Source organism: Pseudomonas sp. NPDC087615, assembly GCF_044743445.1.
In the GTDB taxonomy this organism is placed as follows: Bacteria; Pseudomonadota; Gammaproteobacteria; order Pseudomonadales; family Pseudomonadaceae; genus Aquipseudomonas; species Aquipseudomonas baetica_A.
The window spans coordinates 24,481-45,431 of sequence record NZ_JBIUWM010000023.1; the positions used below are offsets into that span (position 1 = coordinate 24,481).

General features: G+C 53.3%; 21 protein-coding genes and 1 pseudogene. 9 read left to right on the forward strand and 13 right to left on the reverse strand.

Annotated elements, in window-relative coordinates:
• The first annotated feature begins 83 nt into the window (after nucleotides 1-83).
• The 3 genes and pseudogenes from ACIOU6_RS13545 (at nucleotide 84) to nhaA (ending at nucleotide 2,431) form a co-directional block, all read left to right on the forward strand.
• Nucleotides 84-830 carry an S-methyl-5'-thioinosine phosphorylase gene (locus ACIOU6_RS13545; protein WP_401136943.1) on the forward strand — a complete coding sequence of 249 codons (747 nt, stop codon included), beginning with the start codon at nucleotides 84-86 and terminating at the stop codon, nucleotides 828-830.
• A pseudogene (locus tag ACIOU6_RS13550) lies at nucleotides 823-1,074 on the forward strand (inorganic diphosphatase); the annotation flags it as partial. The gene ACIOU6_RS13545 and the pseudogene ACIOU6_RS13550, both read left to right, overlap by 8 nt.
• Nucleotides 1,075-1,228: 154 nt before the next feature.
• Nucleotides 1,229-2,431 (forward strand): Na+/H+ antiporter NhaA, encoded by a 1,203-nt coding sequence (gene nhaA, locus ACIOU6_RS13555; RefSeq protein ID WP_401136945.1) that lies wholly within the window; start codon nucleotides 1,229-1,231, stop codon nucleotides 2,429-2,431.
• Between the two features lie 112 nt (nucleotides 2,432-2,543).
• Here nhaA and ACIOU6_RS13560 read toward each other — a convergent pair whose 3' ends face one another.
• From ACIOU6_RS13560 to ACIOU6_RS13575, 4 genes are all read right to left on the reverse strand, one after another.
• Complete coding sequence (locus tag ACIOU6_RS13560; protein ID WP_401136948.1) at nucleotides 2,544-3,077, reverse strand: NUDIX hydrolase; 534 nt, start codon at nucleotides 3,075-3,077, stop codon at nucleotides 2,544-2,546.
• A gap of 92 nt (nucleotides 3,078-3,169) precedes the next feature.
• Nucleotides 3,170-4,021: a universal stress protein gene (locus ACIOU6_RS13565; RefSeq protein ID WP_032894871.1), complete on the reverse strand. Its 852-nt coding sequence runs from the start codon at nucleotides 4,019-4,021 to the stop codon at nucleotides 3,170-3,172.
• Nucleotides 4,022-4,032: 11 nt separating this feature from the next.
• Entirely contained in the window at nucleotides 4,033-5,520 is a 1,488-nt protein-coding gene (locus ACIOU6_RS13570) for a SulP family inorganic anion transporter (protein ID WP_401136951.1), read from the reverse strand.
• A 494-nt stretch (nucleotides 5,521-6,014) separates the two neighbouring features.
• A protein-coding gene (locus tag ACIOU6_RS13575; RefSeq protein WP_339464584.1) for an IS3 family transposase occupies nucleotides 6,015-7,198 on the reverse strand; the annotation gives its coding sequence in 2 pieces (ribosomal slippage) (nucleotides 6,015-6,934 and nucleotides 6,934-7,198; 1,185 coding nt in all).
• A 178-nt stretch (nucleotides 7,199-7,376) separates the two neighbouring features.
• On the opposite strand from ACIOU6_RS13575, the gene chrA reads away from it, so the two are divergent.
• Both chrA and ACIOU6_RS13585 read left to right on the forward strand, forming a co-directional pair.
• Complete coding sequence (gene chrA / locus ACIOU6_RS13580; protein WP_401136954.1) at nucleotides 7,377-8,570, forward strand: chromate efflux transporter; 1,194 nt, start codon at nucleotides 7,377-7,379, stop codon at nucleotides 8,568-8,570.
• Between the two features lie 289 nt (nucleotides 8,571-8,859).
• Entirely contained in the window at nucleotides 8,860-9,411 is a 552-nt protein-coding gene (locus ACIOU6_RS13585) for an arsinothricin resistance N-acetyltransferase ArsN1 family B (protein ID WP_032894875.1), read from the forward strand.
• 26 nt (nucleotides 9,412-9,437) lie between these two features.
• On the opposite strand, the gene ACIOU6_RS13590 is transcribed toward ACIOU6_RS13585, so the two are convergent.
• The 7 genes from ACIOU6_RS13590 to ACIOU6_RS13620 are packed head-to-tail and all read right to left on the reverse strand — an operon-like array spanning nucleotide 9,438 to nucleotide 14,323.
• Nucleotides 9,438-10,511, reverse strand: coding sequence for an ArsO family NAD(P)H-dependent flavin-containing monooxygenase (locus ACIOU6_RS13590; RefSeq protein WP_032894876.1), 1,074 nt, complete (start codon nucleotides 10,509-10,511; stop codon nucleotides 9,438-9,440).
• A gap of 37 nt (nucleotides 10,512-10,548) precedes the next feature.
• Nucleotides 10,549-10,971 (reverse strand): arsenate reductase (glutaredoxin), encoded by a 423-nt coding sequence (arsC, locus tag ACIOU6_RS13595; protein ID WP_032894877.1) that lies wholly within the window; start codon nucleotides 10,969-10,971, stop codon nucleotides 10,549-10,551.
• 20 nt (nucleotides 10,972-10,991) lie between these two features.
• Nucleotides 10,992-11,705: an arsenical resistance protein ArsH gene (gene arsH, locus ACIOU6_RS13600; protein WP_401136959.1), complete on the reverse strand. Its 714-nt coding sequence runs from the start codon at nucleotides 11,703-11,705 to the stop codon at nucleotides 10,992-10,994.
• Between the two features lie 47 nt (nucleotides 11,706-11,752).
• Nucleotides 11,753-12,223, reverse strand: a complete 471-nt coding sequence (locus ACIOU6_RS13605) for an arsenate reductase ArsC (protein ID WP_401136962.1) — start codon at nucleotides 12,221-12,223, stop codon at nucleotides 11,753-11,755.
• 16 nt (nucleotides 12,224-12,239) lie between these two features.
• Nucleotides 12,240-13,523, reverse strand: coding sequence for an arsenic transporter (locus ACIOU6_RS13610; protein WP_401136964.1), 1,284 nt, complete (start codon nucleotides 13,521-13,523; stop codon nucleotides 12,240-12,242).
• 24 nt (nucleotides 13,524-13,547) lie between these two features.
• Entirely contained in the window at nucleotides 13,548-13,904 is a 357-nt protein-coding gene (locus ACIOU6_RS13615; protein ID WP_401136967.1) for a metalloregulator ArsR/SmtB family transcription factor, read from the reverse strand.
• Complete coding sequence (locus tag ACIOU6_RS13620) at nucleotides 13,901-14,323, reverse strand: arsenate reductase ArsC (RefSeq protein ID WP_401136969.1); 423 nt, start codon at nucleotides 14,321-14,323, stop codon at nucleotides 13,901-13,903. The genes ACIOU6_RS13615 and ACIOU6_RS13620 overlap by 4 nt, the downstream gene beginning before the upstream one ends.
• Nucleotides 14,324-14,452: 129 nt before the next feature.
• On the opposite strand from ACIOU6_RS13620, the gene arsN2 reads away from it, so the two are divergent.
• From arsN2 to ACIOU6_RS13640, 4 genes are all read left to right on the forward strand, one after another.
• Nucleotides 14,453-14,917, forward strand: coding sequence for an arsenic resistance N-acetyltransferase ArsN2 (arsN2, locus tag ACIOU6_RS13625; protein ID WP_401136972.1), 465 nt, complete (start codon nucleotides 14,453-14,455; stop codon nucleotides 14,915-14,917).
• A 72-nt stretch (nucleotides 14,918-14,989) separates the two neighbouring features.
• Nucleotides 14,990-15,358: a hypothetical protein gene (locus ACIOU6_RS13630; RefSeq protein WP_055135320.1), complete on the forward strand. Its 369-nt coding sequence runs from the start codon at nucleotides 14,990-14,992 to the stop codon at nucleotides 15,356-15,358.
• Nucleotides 15,359-15,419: 61 nt separating this feature from the next.
• Nucleotides 15,420-16,592, forward strand: coding sequence for a DUF3800 domain-containing protein (locus ACIOU6_RS13635; RefSeq protein WP_401136975.1), 1,173 nt, complete (start codon nucleotides 15,420-15,422; stop codon nucleotides 16,590-16,592).
• Nucleotides 16,585-17,121, forward strand: a complete 537-nt coding sequence (locus ACIOU6_RS13640; protein ID WP_401136977.1) for a hypothetical protein — start codon at nucleotides 16,585-16,587, stop codon at nucleotides 17,119-17,121. Before ACIOU6_RS13635 ends, ACIOU6_RS13640 begins: the two co-directional genes overlap by 8 nt.
• Nucleotides 17,122-17,442: 321 nt before the next feature.
• Here ACIOU6_RS13640 and ACIOU6_RS13645 read toward each other — a convergent pair whose 3' ends face one another.
• On the reverse strand, nucleotides 17,443-18,198 hold the full coding sequence (locus ACIOU6_RS13645) for a hypothetical protein (protein WP_054044287.1): 756 nt from the start codon (nucleotides 18,196-18,198) through the stop codon (nucleotides 17,443-17,445).
• A gap of 884 nt (nucleotides 18,199-19,082) precedes the next feature.
• The gene (locus tag ACIOU6_RS13650) at nucleotides 19,083-20,588 is read right to left on the reverse strand and encodes a hypothetical protein (RefSeq protein ID WP_401136981.1); all 1,506 of its coding nucleotides are present in this window, start codon (nucleotides 20,586-20,588) and stop codon (nucleotides 19,083-19,085) included.
• Nucleotides 20,589-20,951 lie beyond the last annotated feature (363 nt).

Genomic DNA, 20,951 nt, shown 5'->3' on the forward strand with positions numbered 1-20,951 from the left:
TCGCTCAGTATACAACTGCACATCCAAAATTAGCGCACCCCCTCGGCTCTGAAAGGTGCGACTATTCTATTGAGGGATTATATATGACCGTTTACGCAATTATAGGTGGTTCTGGGCTAGCCGACTTGGAAGACCTTAGAAATAGAAAGTCTATATCAATCAATACTCCTTACGGTGAGCCGTCTGGTGATATTTATATAGGCGACTATGGAGATCGGGAGGTTATGTTTTTGTCGCGCCATGGCGAGCAACATCGCTATGCGCCCCATCAAGTTAACTACAGAGCTAACGTTTGGGCCCTTAAGCAGGCCGGAGCAGATTCAATTCTCGCCTTCAACGCTGTTGGTGGGATTAATCATGCAATGGGAGCTGGTAAATTTTGTGTTCCTCACGACCTAATTGACTATACATACTGCCGTCAGCCGACGTTCTTTGATAAAGATCTAGAAAAAGTCACTCATATTGATTTCAGCAAACCTTATACTGATGAGTTGCGTATTAGGTTGATTACTGCATTGGAGGCTGAGGGTTTTGATTTCAGTGCACGAGGTGTTTATGGCTGCACGCAAGGCCCTCGCCTAGAGACAGCTGCGGAAATAATCCGAATGGAGCGTGACGGCTGTGACATTGTCGGTATGACCGGAATGCCAGAAGCGGCACTGGCTCGTGAGTTAGAACTCGAATATGCATGTTTAGCGTTGGTTGTTAACCCAGCGGCGGGGAAATCTTCGTCTGCGATTTCTATGGCGGAGATTGAGTCGGTGTTGCGAGTAGGAGTTAGCAATGCCAAGGCTGTTTTGGTTAGGCTTCTTGGCTCTGACCTTCGTTGATCGCTTCTTCGGTACACCTTTGTTTTGCTCGGCCAACAAAGGTTAGCCCCATATAGCTTGACCGCTGAAGGTGATCCTTTGGACGTTCTGGTTATTTGCTTTTGCCCGGTACCGCCTGGCGTTGTCGTTCGTAGTCGTCCTGTCGGCGTGATGTATATGACAGACGAAGCCGGTGCTGACGAAGGTGATCGCAATGCCTCATGACAAACTGAGCTCCATGTACAGCAACGTGAAGGAGTGCTCCTGAATCTCGTGAACGAGCCGGTGCTGGGGCGTAGTTGAACAAGCTGGAAGCTGATTTCGCCTGTGACAATAATCGTTACAGGCTATTTGGACAGCCGCACCGGTAAACGTCGGATGTTAAAATATTCTCTTTAGATCGAAGCGCAAGGACACTGATGACCGACAATAGAACTCCTGCAGAAACCCCAAGAGCAGCCGCAATTTTAGCTCGCTTCCTGTCGTCGGAATCCGCTGGCGGTCTGGTGCTGATGGGCGCAGCACTCGCGGCACTGATTGTGGCCAATTCACCTCTCTCTCAAGGTTATTTTGCAGCCTTGCACAGTGTCTGGCTGGGTATGTCTGTGGAGCATTGGGTCAACGATGGCCTGATGGCGATCTTCTTCCTAATGGTCGGACTTGAGATCAAAAGAGAGGTTCTGGCAGGCGGGCTCTCCACTTGGGGCCAGCGCGCTTTGCCTGGATTTGGTGCTCTAGGCGGCATGGTTGTGCCTGCGCTGATCTACATCGCAATCAACTGGGGTAACTCTGAGACCTTGAAGGGGTGGGCTATCCCAGCCGCTACCGACATCGCATTCGCACTGGGCGTCTTGTCGTTGCTGGGTAAGCGTGTCCCGACTTCGCTGAAGGTTTTCCTCGCCGCTTTGGCGATCATCGACGACCTGGGTGCTGTGGTCATCATCGCCTTTTTCTACACGACTGGTCTTTCCATGCCGATGTTGCTGGCATCGCTTGCAACCCTGGCCATTCTGATCGCAATGAATCGATTGGGCGTCAGACGATTGCTCCCATATCTGCTGGTCGGTGGTGTGCTGTGGTTCTTCGTGCTGCAATCGGGAGTGCACGCCACCCTTGCTGGTGTCGCTGTAGCGCTCTGCGTTCCTATGGGCAAGCCTGAAGAGGAAGCCCGGTCTCCACTGCTGTTCCTAGAAGAAAAGCTGCACATGTGGGTAGCGTTCGCTGTGGTGCCGATTTTTGGCTTCGCCAATGCGGGAGTTTCACTGGCCGGTATTTCCATGGAGAACCTAGTTGACCCAGTTCCGTTGGGTGTGGCGCTCGGCTTGTTGGTGGGCAAGCAGATTGGCATCTTCCTATTGGCTGCTCTGGCCATTCGTATGGGCTTGGCCAAACTGCCGGAAGGCAGCAATTGGGCACAGCTTTACGGCGTTGCGCTCTTGTGTGGCATCGGCTTCACCATGAGCCTGTTCATCGGGAACCTGGCGTTTGCAGGGTCAGCTCACCTGATTGACGAAGTAAAAGTGGGTGTGTTGATTGGTTCGACCCTGGCTGCAATCGGTGGTGTCCTGATTTTGCGACGCAGTGCTGTTCCTGCCGCTGCGCCCGCCACGATTTCCAGTTAAGCGTAAGCAAGACGGCCACAGAATTTCTCCCTGATCGAAATCCTGTGGCCGTAACATCGATTGGCGAAGTTTGGTCATCGCGCTTTACACCAAAAGCTACCGAGGCGTCCTCTTAACCGCGAATCGTCACCAACAAGTCGGATGCGACTTTTTTCAGCATGAAAGTTTCGCGCTGAATTGACTGCCCCATCGATGACTCCTGGCGCTGCATCACGGCTTCGTTGTGCGATATGGCCTCATGCAGGTTGATCCAGACAGGCCGCATACCATTAGCGATTTCGTGGCTTTCCATTTTGACTGGCTCTAGCTGGGACGCCACTTCGCATACATAAAAATGCGACGTCATGTGCATCAGGTCATATTCTGGTTTCCAGTATGGCCGGTACTCCTCGATGTAACCGTAGTGCTGGAGCACCCGAATCTCGCGTGCACCAGTCTCTTCCTCAAGCTCACGCTTAAGACCTACGATAATGTCCTCGCCAGCATCAAGGCCGCCCCCAGGAAAGCTAAAGTCGTTATAGCGCTCAGTGAACAGCAACAGGATCTGTTCGTTCCGCAACACGATTCCGCGTGCGGCATGACGACGGAATACTTTCCCTTGTATAGATTTCAGATCCGGGTGAAGGATTTCAGTAATGAGTTGCATGAGGTCTCAACAGGACATGTTCAGATATTCATTAACTAGGATGACCGCAGTGTTTCCAGAGTGTTGGAAACACTGCGGTCAGGCGAGTCAATTCAGCGGAGCAGCAATACCGGCATGGTAGCTGTGCGGAGCATGGTTGTAGTTGTGCTACCTACCAGAAATTGTCTGATGCGCGAGTGGCCGTAGGCCCCCATGACTAGCAGATCAATTCCGTGCTCGGCCTGATACACGTGGAGCGCCGCTTCCACTTCCCCCTTTACGATCTGAGCTTGGACGACAAAGCCAGCACTCATGAGCGTGCTCTGGGCTTTCTCCAACGCTTCTCGGTTGCCTTCCGAGTCAGCGCCAACCATAACGAGATGAATTGGTAGATTTTTGCAGAGCTGGCTGGCGGCAAGCAGCTCAACGGTTTTGTGGGCTGTGGGGCTGCCGTCAAAAGCGAGCATTACTTTTTCTGGCTTTTTATAGCTGCTGCTCGTGATCAAAATTGGACGGTGAATTGTGCGCACGACAGCTTCAATTTGGCTGCCAAGGCTGTGCACTCTACGTGTGCTGTCCTCACCCACTCGTCCAATGACCAAGAGTCGAATATCGTCCTGAAGATCAACCAGGCTTTCTATCAAGTGTCCGTGGCGCTGCTTTAGCTCAGGAAATGCAGCTCCGCAAATGACCGTTCGCTCCCTGGCCTTTTCAAGCATGTGTTGACCTTGCTCCAGAGCAAGCCTGGCGCGCTGGGCATCCAATGTAGCCAGCTCCTCCAGCAGATGCTCTCGACTGCCAAGGCCGATATTACCGCTCAGGTCTGCAGATGCGGGGTATTTCTCCTCATCCAATACATGCAGCAAGGTAAGGGGCGCGTTAAGTTGTTGCGACGCCCATGCTGCGTAGTCGCAGACCGCCAATGAGGATTGTGAGTTATCAATGCAGGCCATTACGTGGGTCATTGTCGTTCTCCTTAGTGGCTCATGAGCTTGTCGATGGCATCGGGTTTGTCATGCACGCCGAAGCGGTCGACGATTGTTGCGCTGGCTTCATTGAGACCGAGCACTTCAACCTCTGCGCCTTCGCGGCGGAATTTGATAACCACCTTATCCAGCGCTGCAACCGAAGTGATATCCCAGAAATGGGCTTGGGTCAGGTCGATGGTGACTTTGTTCAGGGCTTCCTTGAAGTCAAAAACGTTGGTGAATTTGTCTGCTGAGCTGAAGAACACTTGGCCCACAACATGGTAAGTGCGATGTGATTCCGTCTCTTCCAGAGTGCTCTTGATATCCAGGTAGTGCCCGACCTTATTGGCAAAGAAGAGGGAGGCCAGCAGCACACCTACCAGTACGCCGTATGCAAGGTTGTGAGTGGCCACGACGACCACGACGGTCGCCACCATGACAAGGTTGGTCGACAGCGGATGCTCTTTCAGATTGCGCAAGGAATCCCAGCTGAAGGTGCCGATGGACACCATTATCATCACAGCGACGAGTGCCGCCATGGGGATTTTGGAGAGCCATTCGCCAAGGAACACCACCATCAGCAGCAGAAAAACGCCGGCACACAATGTCGAGAGACGGGTGCGGCCACCAGACTTCACGTTGATGATCGACTGGCCAATCATGGCGCAGCCGGCCATACCACCAAGCATCCCTGCTGCGATATTGGCAACGCCCTGGCCTTTGCACTCCCGGTTTTTGTTACTGGTGGTATCGGTCAGGTCATCGACGATGGTCGCGGTCATCATGGACTCCAGTAGGCCTACAACGGCAAGCGCTGCTGAGTACGGGAAGATGATCCGCAGAGTCTCAAAGTTCAGCGGGACTTCAGGCCACAGGAAAATCGGCAGCGTGTCCGGCAATTGGCCCATGTCACCTACGGTGCGGATATCCAACCCCAGGTAAATCGCGATAGCGGTCAGTGTCAGGATGCACACCAGCGGCGAAGGAATCAGCTTGCCGATCTTCGGTATATACGGAAACAGGTAGATGATTCCGAGGCCCGCTGCGGTCATGGCGTAGACGTGCCAGGTTACGTTGGTGAGTTCGGGCAGCTGCGCCATGAAAATCAGAATCGCCAGTGCATTCACAAAGCCTGTGACTACTGAGCGCGAGACAAAGCGCATCAGTGAGCCCAGCTTGAGATATCCAGCAAGTATCTGAAGAACCCCACAGAGCAAGGTTGCGGCCAGCAGATACTGAAGCCCGTGATCTTTTACCAAGGTAACCATGAGCAGTGCCATGGCACCGGTAGCCGCCGAGATCATGCCAGGGCGACCGCCGATGAAGGCAATCACGGCACAGATACAGAAGGATGCGTAGAGGCCGACCTTAGGGTCGACGCCGGCGATGATGGAAAAGGCAATAGCTTCCGGAATCAGCGCGAGTGCGACTACGATTCCCGCGAGCACGTCTCCGCGAACGTTGGAAAACCACGTTTGTTTAATTTTTTGCAGCATAGAAATATCCAAGGCAAAGCATCGCGCACGCCAAACGGACGGCGAGCGAATCGATACAAATTCAAATTTTGAGGATTTTTTCGCTGTGTGCTTTAGGTGTAAAACCGGGCGTACAGCAGTGCGCACCCGCGAGCGAAGCTAGCGGAAGCAAGGTGTTGCGAGGGGGCGTAGCGCTAAGGCGGCGTAGGCTGCCAGTAGATCGTTTGGAGTACAGTCATGCTGATGTTCCTGTAGCTCAAAGGGTATGCAGAACCGTCAGTATACATTGAAGCCGCCGTTGATTGCGACTCCGTGTCAAGCTCCACGAGCATTGAATGCTGAAAGAGAGCTAGCTGAAGAGCAGGTTTTTGAGCAAAGTTTGCGAGTGATGCGAGGGGATAGCCTTAAGTATCTCGCGAGACCCGCTTAGGTCTCTAGCTGGCTTTTCGATTAGGTTGGTACATTATGAAACCAAGTTCACATTCACTCGCAGGGTTAGCCTCGTATTGTAGTGGTCAACTAATTCCGGACACCTCGATAGGTGGTTTCGATGCCATCGCCCGCTCGTAAACGGTCGGCGGCAGATACCCCAGTTTTGAGTGCAGCCGTTCGTTGTTGTAAAACCCAACGATGTACTCAGTGATGTCGCGGATAGCTTCTGCATGGTTGGCATAATCACGTCGCCATACACGCTCCATTTTCAAGCTCAGGAAGAAGCGCTCCATCACCGCGTTGTCCCAGCAGTTACCTTTACGGCTCATGCTCTGCTGCATGTCGTTTCGCGCCAGCAACGCTCTGTAACTTGCGCTCGCGTACTGGCTGCCACGGTCTGAGTGGGCTATCAGTCCTGGTGGCGGCTGGCGTTGAGCGATGGCCAACTGCATCGCGCTACACACCAACTCTGCCGGCATGTTCGGGGCCATGGCCCAGCCCACTATCTTGCGTGAAAACAAGTCCAACACCACCGCCAGGTACAACCAGCCACTGCGAGTGCGGATGTAGGTTATGTCGGCCACCCAAGCCTTGTTTGGCGCCGTTGGGTCAAACTGACGGCCCAATATATTCTCTGCAATCGGCAAGTCATGGTTGCTATCGGTTGTGTGCACAAACTTGCGCTTCCAGGCCGAACGCAGGCCGTTGGCACGCATTAAACGACGGATTTTATAAAGACCGACAGCCATACCTTTGCCGCGCAAAGCATCACGCAACGGGCGGCTACCGTAGCAGCCACCACTTGCAGCAAACGATGCCTTGAGTTGCACAACGACAGGACAGCTCTGCCGAATAGGCGCCTCAGCGCGTTTTTGGGCCTCGTAGAAGCCGGATCGACTGACGTTTAATAAACGGCAGACATACGCCACCGAATAAGCCTTCTGTTGCAGCTGCCGAACCAGTCGATACGTTACTTCAGCTCGCGGGCAAAGAAGGCGGTAGCCTTTTTTAAGATGTCGTTATCCACCTTGAGCTGCCGGTTCTCTTGCTCCAGTTGGCGGATGCGCTGCTGTTCAGACGTCAACGGTTTACCGATTCCGGATTGTCCCAGTTGCTCGGCCTCGTACTGCTGCACCCAGCGTCGAACAGCCGTCTCACCAATATTCAGATCCCGGCAGACCTGCGGCACGGTCAATCCCTGATCCTTGATCATCTTCACGACTTGCAGCTTGAAGCTGTCGTCGAATGTTCTGCGTTTGTCGGTCATGAAAAACTCCTCGATAGATGCATTTTCCACCTATCGGGGTGTCCGGGGAAATTAGACCACTACATATGTCTAAGGAAAGCCATCGTTTAGCCCATGTTTAGTTGGCTCCATAGTATTTGGTTTCGTACCGCAATCATTTTGGGAGGGGTGAATATTGTCAGCCGAAGGTAGTGCAACGGTGGTCAAGACTGACTCCCCTTGGACGGTTTTTCTGGTGTTCCTGCGACTAGGACTCACCTCTTTTGGAGGCCCGATTGCGCATCTAGCTTACTTTCGCGAAGAATTCGTTGCTCGACGCCAATGGCTGAGCGAGCGCAGTTATGGGGATTTGATTGCCCTATGCCAGTTCTTGCCGGGGCCCGCCAGTAGCCAGGTTGGCATAGGTTTAGGACTATCTCGCGCCGGGTTTCTTGGAGCAGTCGCTGCGTGGGCAGGTTTCACATTGCCTTCGGCAATAATCCTGGTTTTATTCGCTCAGGGTATGTCCGCGTGGGGAGGCGCGTTTCCGAGCGGTCTTTTGCACGGTCTTAAAATTGTCGCGGTGGCTGTCGTTGCTCAAGCCGTCTGGGGTATGGGCCGTAGTCTTTGCACTGACGCGCCTCGAATAACTATCGCCGTGTTTGCTGCTTATGCTGCACTCCTTTGGCCGCATGCCTGGGGACAGATCGGCGTGATTTTCTTCGGCGCCATCATAGGATTGATCCTCTTCAGAACCGATCAGAACCAGGCTACGGAGTCTTTGCCGGTATCGGTGAGTAGGAAAGTCGGTGTGGTGTCTTTGCTGGTGTTCCTCGGCTTGTTAGTTGGTCTGCCATTGCTGGTTCAGCTGTGGCCCTCACAAGCATTAGCTGTGGTAAACGCCTTCTTCCGCGCTGGGTCATTAGTTTTCGGAGGTGGGCATGTTGTGCTGCCGTTGCTTCAGTCGGCGACCGTACCGAACGGATGGGTAGCCAATGACACGTTTCTTGCCGGATATGGTTTAGCACAGGCCGTACCAGGCCCGCTTTTTACCTTCGCAGCATTTCTTGGCGCGTCCATGAGTGCCCAACCTTCTGGTTGGCTCGGGGCTACTGCCTGCGTCATTGCTATTTTTGCTCCTTCGTTCTTGCTCGTAATCGGCGTGCTGCCATTTTGGGAGCAACTGCGGAAAAGCTTACGCACCCAAGCTGCACTTTCAGGCGTAAACGCAGCAGTTGTGGGCCTTCTCCTGGCGGCCTTGTATAACCCAGTCTGGACGAGCGCCATATTGATTCCTGCAGACTTTGGCTTAGCGTTGATAGCGCTTGTGGCTTTGATGTTCTGGAAGGTTCCTCCATGGTTGGTCGTCCTGGCGGGAGGTCTCCTCGGATGGTTACTCGGCATTGAGTTTTGAGGTCGACTAAGCGATTCCGTCAGGACTGGTTGTTTAGCGCACGCTTACAGTGTGCTGAGTTGTTGATGCAGCCGATGGATTTGATGAGCCGAAGGGGGCAGAACTGAGAACATGCATTGCGACCTGAATTTCGCGATTAGCCTTCTACGGTCTGAGCTAGAACTAGACGAAAGAGAAGTCCCCAGGTGAGGTACTCAGATTTCAGACTGCGCATTTTTTTCAAATGGGCTAATGGCGAAAACTGATCCGGGAAAGGTAATGTTCAAATTCTTATTCATGGACGACTTACATGCCAGTCACAATTCGCGCTGCAGTTGTTGCAGATGCACAAGCTATCCAGCGTATTTACGCTCCCATCGTTTCGACAACGGCGATCTCGTTCGAAGAGATTCCGCCAAGCGCTGAGGAAATCGCTCAGCGAATAGCGACGACACTTCAGACATATCCCTACCTGGTGGCCGAAGAAGGTGGGGAGATCAAGGGCTACGCCTATGCCAGCCAACACCGTGCACGTCCGGCATACCGATGGGCCGTTGACGTAACGGTGTACATAGCCGAATCGGCTCGCCGTCAGGGTGTTGGCCGTGAACTCTATGAGACCTTGCTTCCGATCCTTGAAAAACAGTGCTTTCGTGCAGCTTATGCCGGAATCGCACAGCCCAATGAAGGCAGTGTGGGGCTGCACGAGTCGCTGGGATTCGTCCATATCGGCACATATCCGGAGGTAGGCTTCAAGCTTGGGAAATGGCACGACGTCGGCTACTGGCGGCTCGGGCTGTGCCAGGCAACTCCGCCACTGGAGCCTATCCTCTTTCCTGAGCTTGAAGCCGCATCACAGTAGGTACACTCGATTTGCGTCGCGAGCCATCAGGATTCGCTAGTGAGATAGCTTTGGACTTGGTTGACTACATCTCGAGCGGTGCGGGTTACTCCGATCAATGTCGCAGAGGCGAGCCCCGTCCAATCGCCGTAACCCACCAGCCACAGACTGGGTGAAGCAACACTCCGGTTTTCGTTCACAGCCACTTTGCCATCCTGGCCTACAATGCCCAGGCTGTTCAGGTGGTCGAGCGCTGGAGAAAACCCAGTGCACCAGATGACGACATCCACCGCTGTTTCGTCTCCTGATGACCAGACAACGCCTGTTGAAGTGAAGTGCGTGAATGGCCGTACTGCGCTCAATACACCGCGTTCACGAGCGTCCTTCACCGATGGCACCATTACGATGTCGCCCAGCCCCCCAGCGGGGTTTTCAGGCTCCACGCCATCCTGTTGCGCCTTCAATCGGGCAGTAGCTCGTTCGAACAGGACACGCCCATCAACCTCATCAGGTAGAAACTTTGGGGCCTCTTGAGTTACCCAGGTTGCCTGACCCACTTTAGAAACCTCGGCGTAAATCTGGGCTCCCGAGTTGCCACCACCCACGACAAGGACGGCTTTCCCCTCAAACTCATCCGGCCCAACGTAATGAGCGGAATGAAGCTGCTGCCCTACGAACAACTCCTGTCCGGGATAGCTCGGGGTAAATGGGCGGCTCCAGGTGCCTGTTGCACTGATAACCGCTTTGGCATCCCAGTTTCTATCCCCGGAGACAACCCGTAATCCTTCTTCGATTTTCTCGACACGGGTCACCCTGGTGGATCGCATGATGGGGAAGTCATATCGACGCTCGTACAGAGTCAGATAGTCGATAACATCATCACGGTGAGGCGTTTCTTCTGATACGGCAGGCATCGGCCAGCCTGCAATCGAGCTCCATGCCGATGGAGAGAAGAGTCGCAACGAATCCCAGCCATGCCGCCAGGCTCCTCCTGGTGCCGACTCCGCATCGAGCAGCACGTAAGACAAGCTTGTCCGCTTCAAAAAATAGGCGACTGTCAGCGCGGATTGACCACCGCCGATAACCACAACATCAAGTTTCGAATTCTGAATCACCAGCATCCTCCAGGCTCAATCGCGGCACCTCACCGTCGTCGTATCAGACTCTGCGACCGTGCTCATCAATGACCACTTGGCCATCCTCTTTGACGAAACTCCCACGCTGCTCTTGCGGTAACAGGTCGAGGACTGCCTCTGAGGGACGACACAAGCGTGTCCCCAAAGGCGCCACGACGATGGGGCGATTGATCAGGATAGGGTGAGCCATCATGGCATCGATGAGCTTTTCGTCCGTCAGCGATGCATCACCCAATCCCAGCTCTTCGTACGGAGTTCCTTTGATACGCAAAAGAGCCCGCACCCCGATACCCATATCCCCGATGAGCCTGGCAAGTGTGGTGCGATCAGGCGGGGTCTTCAGGTACTCGATAACCGTCGGTTCTTCCCCGCTATTACGGATCAGCTCCAAGGTATTGCGAGAAGTGCCGCATTCGGGGTTGTGGTAGATCGTGATCTGGCTCATATCGCTTCCTCGTGCTGACGTTAGATGGAGCGCTGGTTGACGCGTTTGGACAGCTCTTCGGCGGACTCTTTACGCTCGGAGTACCGATCAACCAAATAATCCTGGCGATCCCGCAACAGCAGGGTGAACTTCATCAGTTCTTCCATCACGTCCACGAGACGGTCGTAGTACGAGGAAGGTTTCATACGGCCTGCTTCATCGAACTCGGTGAACGCCTTGGCCACGGAAGACTGGTTAGGGATGGTAAACATCCGCATCCACCGTCCAAGTACCCGCAGTTGGTTAACCACGTTGAAGGATTGGGAACCGCCACAGACCTGCATCACTGCAAGGGTCTTTCCTTGCGTAGGTCGTACAGCACCTATCGCAAGCGGAACCCAGTCAATTTGGGCTTTGAATACTGCACTCATGGAGCCGTGACGCTCAGGGGAGCACCACACCTGTCCCTCAGACCATTGCATCAGCTCGCGCAGCTCAGTGACCTTGGGATGTGTATCGGGAGCGTCATCCGGAAGCGGCAAACCCGAGGGGTCGAAGATTTTGGTTTCGGCGCCAAACTTCTCCAGCAAACGGGCTGCTTCCTGAGTCACCATACGGCTGAAAGAGCGCTCTCGCGTCGATCCGTACAAAAGCAGAATTCGAGGCTTATGGAGTGACGGTATACGCGGCTCCAGTTGCTCCAGCGACGGAATGTCGATTAGGTCGGTGTGTACGTTCGGCAATGTGTCTTGCATATAAACTCCTACCACGGCGCCGGCTAGGACGCCGCCTCGGTTGATCTTTAAAGCGAACCGATGCGGTTCAGTTCAGCTTTGAGCTGGTCAGGGCTCATGGTCTTGAGCGGCAGCATAAGAAACGCACTCACCCGCTCGTGAATTTTGGCCAGTGTGGCTTCAAACGCTGCGGTGATCTCGGCTTCCGACCCGCTAGCCTCAGACGGGTCGGCCAGCCCCCAATGCGCCTTCAAAGCTGGCCCAAAGAAGATTGGGCACGCTTCACCCGCTGCCCGGTCGCAGACAGTGATCACGATGTCTGGAGGCGAGCCTTCAAAAGCATCCGAAGCCTTGCTGCTCAAGCCCACAGTGGAGATACCCTCCGCCTCCAGCGTTTGCAATGCCCGTTGATTCACCTGGCCACTAGGAAAGCTTCCTGAGCTGACTGCTTCTACACCCTCGGGCGCCAAATGGTTGAAAAGCGCCTCGGACAGAATGCTGCGGCAGCTGTTGTGAGTGCACATGAACAAGACTTTCATCAGACGATTCCTTGATTCAGAAACTGAGGCGCAGTGCCAGGGCGGACAATGTGGCGACGAGGATGGGCACGGTCAGCACGATCCCGGTCTTGAAGTAGTAACCCCAGCTGATCGTTATGTTTTTCCGGGCGAGCACGTGCAGCCACAACAGAGTTGCCAAGCTCCCAATTGGGGTGATCTTCGGGCCCAAGTCGCAGCCGATGATGTTGGCGTAAACCATCGCTTGCTGGACTACACCATCGACTTCGGCGGCATGAATGGATAAGGCGCCTACCAGAACGGTGGGCATGTTGTTCATGATCGAAGACAGCAACGCTGTCAGCAGCCCTGTCCCAAGGGACGCGCCCCAAACGCCATAACCGGCGAACACGTTCAGGATCTGCGCGATGTGGTCGGTCAGGCCGGCGTTCTTCAGGCCATAAACAACCAGGTACATACCCAAAGAAAAAATCACCACCTGCCATGGCGCCTCTTTGAGCACCTTGCATGTGTTGATGGCGTGACCACGAGCCGCGATGACGTAAAGAATGAATGCACAGACCGCTGCAATGGTACTGATTGGCACCCCCAATGGCTCAATGACAAAGAAGCCGATCAGCAGTAGTGCCAGCACCCACCAACCGGCTACAAAAGTGGCTCGGTCGTGGATTGCCTCGTCCGGATTGTCCAGTTGGTTGAGGTCATAGGTCTTTGGTAAATCTTTGCGGAAAAACCACAGCAGCATGGCTAATGTCGCCGCAACGCTGACGATGTTTACCGGCACCATGATCGAAGCATATTCGTTAAAGCCGATATCGAAGTAGTCGGCAGAAACGATGTTGACCAGATTGGAAACTACCAGCGGTAAGCTCGCCGTATCGGCGATAAAACCGGCTGCCATAACGAATGCCAACGTAGCAGCAGGAGAAAAACGCAACGCCAGCAACATCGCGATCACAATGGGTGTGAGGATCAATGCTGCTCCGTCATTGGCGAACAGGGCCGACACCGCTGCGCCCAGCAGTACGATAAATGCGAAAAGCTTGCGGGTGCTCCCGCCTCCCCATCGGGCCACATGCAGCGCAGCCCACTTGAAAAAACCTGCCTCATCAAGCAGCAGACTAATGATGATGACCGCGATGAAAGTCCCAGTGGCATTCCAGACGATGCGCCAAACCTCTGGTATGTCGGCAAGTGTAACGACGCCTGCGAGCAACGCCACGATGGCACCGAACATCGCACTCCAGCCTACCCCAAGCCCCTTGGGTTGCCAGATGACCAGGACGATGGTGGCGATAAAGATCAATACGGCAATCAGCATTTCGTTAATCCGGTTGGGCGTGAATCAGCTGCACACGGCCTGGTTGATCGGACGGTCGTTCATACCGCACAGGCGTTTAGTCTCGGTTTCCAGCCATTGCTGATTGGCGTGTACGACTTCTTTCAAAACCGCAGTTACCCACGCAGGCAAATCGGGATTCAGGCGGTAGTACACCCACTGACCCTGGCGACGATCCATCAGCAAGCCTGCTGAACGAAGCAGCGCCAAGTGACGAGAAATTTTGGGCTGATTCATCTCAAGAGCGGCTGTCAGCTCGCAGACACATAACTCGCCTTCACTCACGACGAGCATCGTAATTTTGGTTCGGGTGTCGTCTGCTAGGCACTTGAATAGCGTGATGGGGTTCATGGCTTCTGTCATAGATCCTCCAGGTGTTTGGTCTTGACCAAAACGAAGAGCTTGATGCGCTCGTGGATGTCGTGGAGCGTATGGCGAAATGCGGCAGGATCATCGCTAGTTACTGGGTCAGGAAAACCCCAGGCAATGACTTCATCTGCACTGGGCATTGGTAGGCACTCGCTTGCGGATTTATCACAAAGAGTGATTACGTAATCGAATCGATCAGCTTGAAACTCGCTGAGGGACTTGCTGCGCAGGCCCGTTGCATCGACTCCAACTGCCTCCAATGCTTGAGTCGTGCGCGGATCAACCTCAGACGGTTCGGATCCTGCGCTGAAGGCCTCGAAGCGCGGGTCGGTGTGCCGCAGCAAAGCCTCTGCAAGCAGGGAGCGGGCTGAATTGGCAACGCACACGAAAAGCACTTTGAACGCAGGGCTCATGGTAGGACTCAATATATACGGAAAATCGAATATACGCTTTGGCGAATATTCGGTAAAGCGAATATGATGAGTGCTGCTTCGGCTTGAGCTGTAACAGTCCATGTAAAGCGGCATAAAGGAGATAAAAGCATGGAGAGGAAGATGATGATCCAGGCAACGAAAATTGCCGGAGAGCAATGGCAGCGTTTTCGCGCTGCATTGAAATCCGCCGACCTTCCCGCAGACGATATTGATCTTCCAGGCCGAACCTTTTTTGAGTTCACACTGGACAGTGAGACGGTCGCATGGGGAGGATTCGAAACGCATGGTAGGGACGGGTTGTTGCGTTCTCTGGTCGTAGTGTCGACATATAGATCGAAGGGGGTCGGTGTCGAGGTGCTTCGGTTCATTGAAGCGATAGCCGCCGAGCAGGGAATTGCTCGACTTCATTTGCTGACAACAACTGCGTCAGGCTTTTTTGAGCAACATGGCTATGCAGTGAATCAACGAGGCTCTGCGCCGCCTCTGATTTCTCAGACGGAGCAGTTCAGGGGGCTTTGCCCTGGCTCGGCTTGCTACATGTGCAAGGCATTATCTGCGAATGCACGAAAGTAGCTGATCACCTTGGTGATGGCTTTTAGCCTCGATGCCGGCTAGATTTGGAGCTTTCTACGATCAAGGAAGGATATGAAAAAGCTCATCGCAGTAATGGGGATCTGTGTCGCACTTGGCGGTTGCGCTACGTCCCATTACACGGCAGGCCGAGACTTTCCTTCGGCCAGTGTAGCGAGCATCACCAAAGGTAAAACCACGACTGCTGAGTTGAAGTCCCTGTTTGGTGAGCCCTACGCCAAGAGTGCTGTCAGCGAGACTGACGAAAAGTGGATCTACACCTACACCAATGGCTCAGCCCATGCCCAAAGCTACGTGGTCACCATGAAGGTGACGACTACTGGCACACAGAAAACGCTTGATGTCCTGATCCGCAATGATGTGGTCATCAACTACACGTTCAGCGAAGGCCCCGCTCCAGGCACTACCACAGCGACGAACTAAGTTCGCCACCTTGCCATCGGGCGACCCACCGCGCTCAGTACGTTGTTGATGGAGCAAGATCATGGACAGAACATATGCCTTCGTGGATGAGTCCGGGAATTCCGACCTTGATACGTCGAAAGCTGGAAGCTCGGACTTCTTCATCGTGTGCTCCATTCTAGTGGCAGAGAAAGACCTGGAGGCTGCTTATGCCCAAGCTGAAGCGCTCCGCAAGCGGCATTTTCAAACAGGCGAGATCAAATCTAGCAATCTGAAGCCCAAGGATTCAGATCGCCGCGCCCGGATCCTAAACGAGCTAGCCGAGCTGCCATTCAAGCTCTATTTCACCGTCGTTGATAAGTCCCGAATCCACAAAGACGGCGGCCTCCGTATCAAGACCTCGTTCATAAAATACGTGAACGGGTTGCTCTATGAACGCTTGTTCCGCGCATACCCTGACCTCCAGATGATCGTTGACGAGCATGGTGGCCAGGAATTTCAGGAGAGCCTCAAAAGCTACGTTGCAGAACGATTCGTGGACGACCTATTTGGCGATAAGGATGCCTTCCAGACGATGGCCAGTAAGGACAACGTTTTGGTTCAGGTTGCAGATTTCTTCGCTGGCTCAGTCGCTCAGATCTACGAAGAGAAAGCTTCGGAAGAAGCTGTTCTTGCCTACAAGAAAATCCTCCGCAGCCTGACTCTCGGAATGCTTGAGTGGCCATCCAAGTACCAGTCTCTTCTGCCGCCGCCGACGCATGAATCTGGGTATGCAGACTACCAGGTACACCAAGAAGCTCTCCGCCAAGCTGATCGTTTTAGCGAGCGGGCTGGTGAGCACCCTGATGAGGATGAGCGCCTGCAATTGAGCATCCTGCGGTTCTTAAGATTTCAAAGCGAATTCGTCACCAAGGATTACGTGCTGACTACGGAGATCATGGCCCATCTAAAAGACAGCGGATTGGGAGAGGTCAACGGCCAGAGAATCCGATCCAGTGGCATTGCCAAGCTCCGGGATGCGGACGTCATCATCACAAGTGCGGCCAAAGGCTACAAGATCCCTCAAACACGGGCGGACATTAACGAATTTCTTGAAAGAGCGTCAGGCATTGTTGTTCCTCTACTGGAACGGGTCAAAAAGGCTCGAGAAGTATATCGGCTGAGTAGTCGAGGAGAATATGACATCGTGACGGCAGCCAACCTGGCTGAGCTTGCCAAGCTGCTCACTGCGCTCGAGGCGTTTGCAGATGACTGAACTCAGTCATGGCAACGAACCTCAGCAGGCTGCATTGATCCAGGATGAAATCCTAGAGATCTTGAAAGAAGCCAAGGTGCTTGCGCTTAGATTCTATCGCTTGACCGGCAAGCCGCTGGGCGTGACAGGCGAGGTCGCAGAGTACGAAGCTGCTACTCGACTCGGCCTGTTACTACATCCTGCAAGGCAGGCAGGTTACGACGCTACAGAGACGCTGGAAGATGGCGTCGCGAGAATCCAGATCAAGGGCCGCTGTATCCTGAACCCGCTAAAGATTACGGGCCGCATGGGCGCAATTGATCTACGACAGCCCTTCGATATTGTGCTCTTAGTGCTGCTTGATTCTGAGTTCAACGCATTTGCAATGTACGAAGCGAGTCGTGCCAAAGTAGAGGCAGCGCTGACCCTGCCAGGGTCGAAAGCCAGAAATGAACGGGGAGCTCTGGCGATTAGGCAATTCATGTCGATAGCTACCTTGCGCTGGGCTCGCCACGAGGCCAGCGAATCAGAGAATCTACTTCCCTCCTAGAATCGAGCGCTAGTGGTATGTTGCTCTGAGATACATATTTAATGTCCCCAATAAGGCACATTAACCATCATTTTTAGGCTTAATGGCCCTATTTGGGTACATTGGGATGAGGGATGGATTGCGGCAACCAGTGACAATTGCTGCCACTGTACGGGACAACATGCTGAACATCCTTCAATTGCCGACTAGGGTGCCGGTGGTCTTGAACATTACTGATGCCCACTCAATGAAGCTGACCGCAGGTGGAACACCGACTACCCAACCCTTTAGTCTTAATTGGAGTAGTGGAAGGCATGGCTGTTATGGCCATTCACGCTCCATTTAAAGGGCGAGGATTTGATTCCGGCTAGCTTGGTTCTGCATGAACAGCAGGATGTCGAAAACCCGGCCTGGGGTGTCTTCTAGTCCCTTGTGGTTGCTCGTCAGAATCCCCTCCTCGAATACTTCCCGGTTTAGGTTCCAGCAGTGCCCCAGATAAAACGGTAGCTCGCAGATTCGACGGCCTGCTGCTTGCTGTACGTTCCTCGGCAGGAGTTGCTGTCCCGTAAAGCCCGCTTTCCCCGCTCGAGCTAGCCCACCCCTTACCTGGCTATCCAGTGCAGGAATCAGCCCGGTGATGAGAAGCAGGGCTTTCATGGGATAAGTGATGCTGGTGTTGTTGAAAAACAGCACATCCGCCAGCGTATTCAGGATCCCCAGAATTTCCTGGTCGAAGGCTCCAACATCATTGAGTGGTGCATCGCTGTTCAGGAGACGATGCTCCTGCAGATTGAGGCTGAATGCCGCAAGGCTTTGCTGGCTCAGTTTGAGTAGGCGCTCATGAAGCCGCTTGTCCTTCAGAGCACTTACGATTTGCGGGACGGGGCGAAGAATTGGGCTTCTCCGTCTGCAAGCGCCCCAGTTGCGTAACGCTATCGATAACGCCTGGGCGAGTAGTGCTGCATTTGCGCGGCCCGACGGCGCATTGAGATATCGATATGCAAACGATTGCACGTTTGAGAAGTCCTGGTGGTAGGACAGCCTGAAGTCGTTGATGGCTGATGTGATATCGAGGGAGCTGCCAACCAGTCGAAGCATGTTTTCCATCACAGCAGAAGGGGGAGCCACGAGTGTGTAATTTGCCCTGCAGCAGGTCAAGCTGGAACCCGAGATGCCAGTCCTACTGACGGGCACATGACAATGGCTTGACCGCCCTGGAATCCCATTACGGCGTCATCAAAATCGGGTTGAGGTTCAGCCTTGATGCTAACTGGATGGAAGGGCAGCTTCCGACGCTCCCGAAAGAGGTGGATGGCATTACGTTCAACTGCACCCCTACAGCTAGGAATTGAACATCTTCGGGCACTGGGCTGTAGTCTTGTTGCGTGCCCCAGGCGCCTGCGTGTAAGGTCTCGCAGTGTCACCAGCGCTGGTATTTCAGCTCGATAGCCGTCAGATTCCTAATGGTTAGTTTTATTGTTAACCAATTGATTTGTATAGATTTATTTTAGTCCCCTACAAGCCTTCGCGGTGAGTCCTCAGAATCGCATCCAGACAGACGCCATCTCGTATGGCCTGTCCGGTGAAAGCTGTGGGGAGACACATGTCACCGTCCATTTGCGCATAGATGTGCAGTAGCGGCTTGTCGCTTGGACGGTAGGATTTTGATTGACTCACACCGTTCGCCTTCCCCTTGGGTTTGGGGAAGCCCCGGAAGGAATTCCGGCGTCGGCCTGAAGGCCACTGCGTTCGCCGCGTCGTCCTTGGACGATAGCGATCCTGTACATGGCAACGACGGTTGTGCAGGGTGAACGCCGCGAAAACGGTGAACAGAATGAAAGACTTCGTCCGATCTGTTTGGCGCTTGGTGGTTGATGTGTCTCGAGTGCTCCGTGCGTGCCTCGCGGTACTTGACTACTATGACCGTCACAATCCTTAACCAGTAACCCGCCTGAGGCAACTCAGGCGGGTCTTTTCCATTTCTACGGGGCCGTGCCTCCGTCGGTAGAGACAAACAAAGACAGCTTCTCATCCAGCAGAGCGAGGTCACGGGTGTCGAGGATGCGAGTGATCCCCTCGTTAACGCACTTCGTTATATGTAGGCGTAGTTTGTAGATTTCCTGTTGCCCTAGAATGGTCGACACCATGTAGCTTGCGCGGGCCATCCAATAACGAAGCGAACCTTCCGAAGCATTAAGATTGATATGCTTCAAGTCAACCTTGTTCAAGAACTCAATTAGGCCCCCCGATATGTTTCCTCTACCGTACCAGAAAGGCTTATAGGGAGTGCTTTTAGCTTGCTCAGTTAGTACCAGTGCAACCATGCCAATAAGCGTCATGAGAGTGACTTTGTCATCAAGCTCCGCACGTGCGAACATTTCTGAGAGCTTACCTATATGCGGAATTGCTTTTTTGTATGTTAGTTCGTCGATGGGCCTGCCAAATAACTTGGAGTAGAAGTGAATGAAGCAAGGCTGATAGTCTTGGAAGAAACTCTCACAACTGTTGGTCTTTATGTAAACTATCTGTGGAGAGGTGGTGCCAAGGTCAACATTCTGCATCAGCGTTTCGATGTCTTCAATGGCGCTGCCAAATGGTGGTTCAGCCGCGACGACAATATCATGTAACTCAGCGTAGGCCTGCATATGATGGTAGTGCTCAAGCTGAATCATGTACGTGAATAGATGTTCGTCCAGTGGCAGCTTTGCAGGTTGACGTTCTGAAAAATCAAGAATCCGGGTAGTGCACTCTGCTATATGCAGGGCCAGATCGCCGTAGACTTTAAGGTTGCCCTGACTCTGATACGCTGCGCTATTAGCCAGCAGTTCTTCAACACTATCCAGTACACTTCGCATTTGCCCATAAGTGGACATAATGTTCTTCAGCCGTTCACGCGGTATCTCAAAGCTCAAATGTGCTTTCAGATCTGCTATGATTTCCACCTCTTCACTGGAGCCATCAATACCATATGAGTCACGAACTTCAAACGAAGCTTTGCCACTTTTTTGTGGTGGTGCTAAGAGCGTAAATAACGTCGAATAATCACGCTGAAATCTGTAAAGCGTCTTGAGCACCTTGAGGGCTTTGGACTTGTCCTCTTCAAAAAACTCGGAAAACTGTTTATCAAGAATCGAAGTGATACGGGTTTTTATTGTTTTTAAAGTGTCGCGCGGGTCTACGTCATTTTCATTGAGCAATTCTTCTTCCAAGTGCACATATTTTCTGAACGATTCTGGAGCCTCCCGGAAGTTCCCAAGATCAAACATTCCAGGAAATACTTTGTCTCGTTCCTCATCAGTCAGTATTCTATTAACCAACTCATACAGTTGGCTCACCCCTTCTGGCCCACCACCCAGAATTCTATTGTTTACGCGACTTTTTCTAAACTTGCGGTGATGTACATATTCGTGTGAGGCAAACATGGCATCCTCGCCAAAGCTCTTTTTGACATCGTGTTCAATAAGGTGCCGAAACAGTTCTATATCCACAACAAACTCCATGTAAAGGGGGGGGTGAATTGGATGGCATAGTGCCATATTTTACGATTTGGCGATGCCAGTTTGAGCTGATGAGGGTTGATAACGGACGCCCATTCGCCGGCGGCGTGACGCTCAACTCAATACGGAAACGCCACTCAACTGCTTGGCCAAGCTTCTGACACTACGGTTCCGTATAGGATTGTCTGGATGGACTGGGATTTGTAAGTAAATCTCCGGTCGTCAGGGTGTCGGCTGCTCGCTGACTCGATGAGATGCGTCCGAGGAGAAATAATGTTGCATCCCACGAGACAATCGTTTGATCCAGGGAGAAATCAGGGGACGGTAGACCTACCATGCAACTTGCCCCTGTGG

What these genes read in the sequence shown, in the direction of transcription:
- nhaA (WP_401136945.1), top strand. Translation starts at nt 1,229, where the DNA reads ATGACCGACAATAGAACTCCTGCAGAAACCCCAAGAGCAGCCGCAATT.
- ACIOU6_RS13630 (WP_055135320.1), top strand. Translation starts at nt 14,990, where the DNA reads ATGAAAAAGCTCATCGCAGTAATGGGGATCTGTGTCGCACTTGGCGGT.
- ACIOU6_RS13590 (WP_032894876.1), bottom strand. Translation starts at nt 10,511, where the DNA reads ATGCTGGTGATTCAGAATTCGAAACTTGATGTTGTGGTTATCGGCGGT.
- ACIOU6_RS13640 (WP_401136977.1), top strand. Translation starts at nt 16,585, where the DNA reads ATGACTGAACTCAGTCATGGCAACGAACCTCAGCAGGCTGCATTGATC.
- ACIOU6_RS13545 (WP_401136943.1), top strand. Translation starts at nt 84, where the DNA reads ATGACCGTTTACGCAATTATAGGTGGTTCTGGGCTAGCCGACTTGGAA.
- ACIOU6_RS13615 (WP_401136967.1), bottom strand. Translation starts at nt 13,904, where the DNA reads ATGACAGAAGCCATGAACCCCATCACGCTATTCAAGTGCCTAGCAGAC.
- arsN2 (WP_401136972.1), top strand. Translation starts at nt 14,453, where the DNA reads ATGGAGAGGAAGATGATGATCCAGGCAACGAAAATTGCCGGAGAGCAA.
- ACIOU6_RS13620 (WP_401136969.1), bottom strand. Translation starts at nt 14,323, where the DNA reads ATGAGCCCTGCGTTCAAAGTGCTTTTCGTGTGCGTTGCCAATTCAGCC.
- ACIOU6_RS13610 (WP_401136964.1), bottom strand. Translation starts at nt 13,523, where the DNA reads ATGCTGATTGCCGTATTGATCTTTATCGCCACCATCGTCCTGGTCATC.
- ACIOU6_RS13565 (WP_032894871.1), bottom strand. Translation starts at nt 4,021, where the DNA reads ATGACCCACGTAATGGCCTGCATTGATAACTCACAATCCTCATTGGCG.
- arsH (WP_401136959.1), bottom strand. Translation starts at nt 11,705, where the DNA reads ATGCAAGACACATTGCCGAACGTACACACCGACCTAATCGACATTCCG.
- ACIOU6_RS13570 (WP_401136951.1), bottom strand. Translation starts at nt 5,520, where the DNA reads ATGCTGCAAAAAATTAAACAAACGTGGTTTTCCAACGTTCGCGGAGAC.
- ACIOU6_RS13585 (WP_032894875.1), top strand. Translation starts at nt 8,860, where the DNA reads ATGCCAGTCACAATTCGCGCTGCAGTTGTTGCAGATGCACAAGCTATC.
- ACIOU6_RS13635 (WP_401136975.1), top strand. Translation starts at nt 15,420, where the DNA reads ATGGACAGAACATATGCCTTCGTGGATGAGTCCGGGAATTCCGACCTT.
- ACIOU6_RS13560 (WP_401136948.1), bottom strand. Translation starts at nt 3,077, where the DNA reads ATGCAACTCATTACTGAAATCCTTCACCCGGATCTGAAATCTATACAA.
- arsC (WP_032894877.1), bottom strand. Translation starts at nt 10,971, where the DNA reads ATGAGCCAGATCACGATCTACCACAACCCCGAATGCGGCACTTCTCGC.
- ACIOU6_RS13605 (WP_401136962.1), bottom strand. Translation starts at nt 12,223, where the DNA reads ATGAAAGTCTTGTTCATGTGCACTCACAACAGCTGCCGCAGCATTCTG.
- ACIOU6_RS13645 (WP_054044287.1), bottom strand. Translation starts at nt 18,198, where the DNA reads ATGCTTCGACTGGTTGGCAGCTCCCTCGATATCACATCAGCCATCAAC.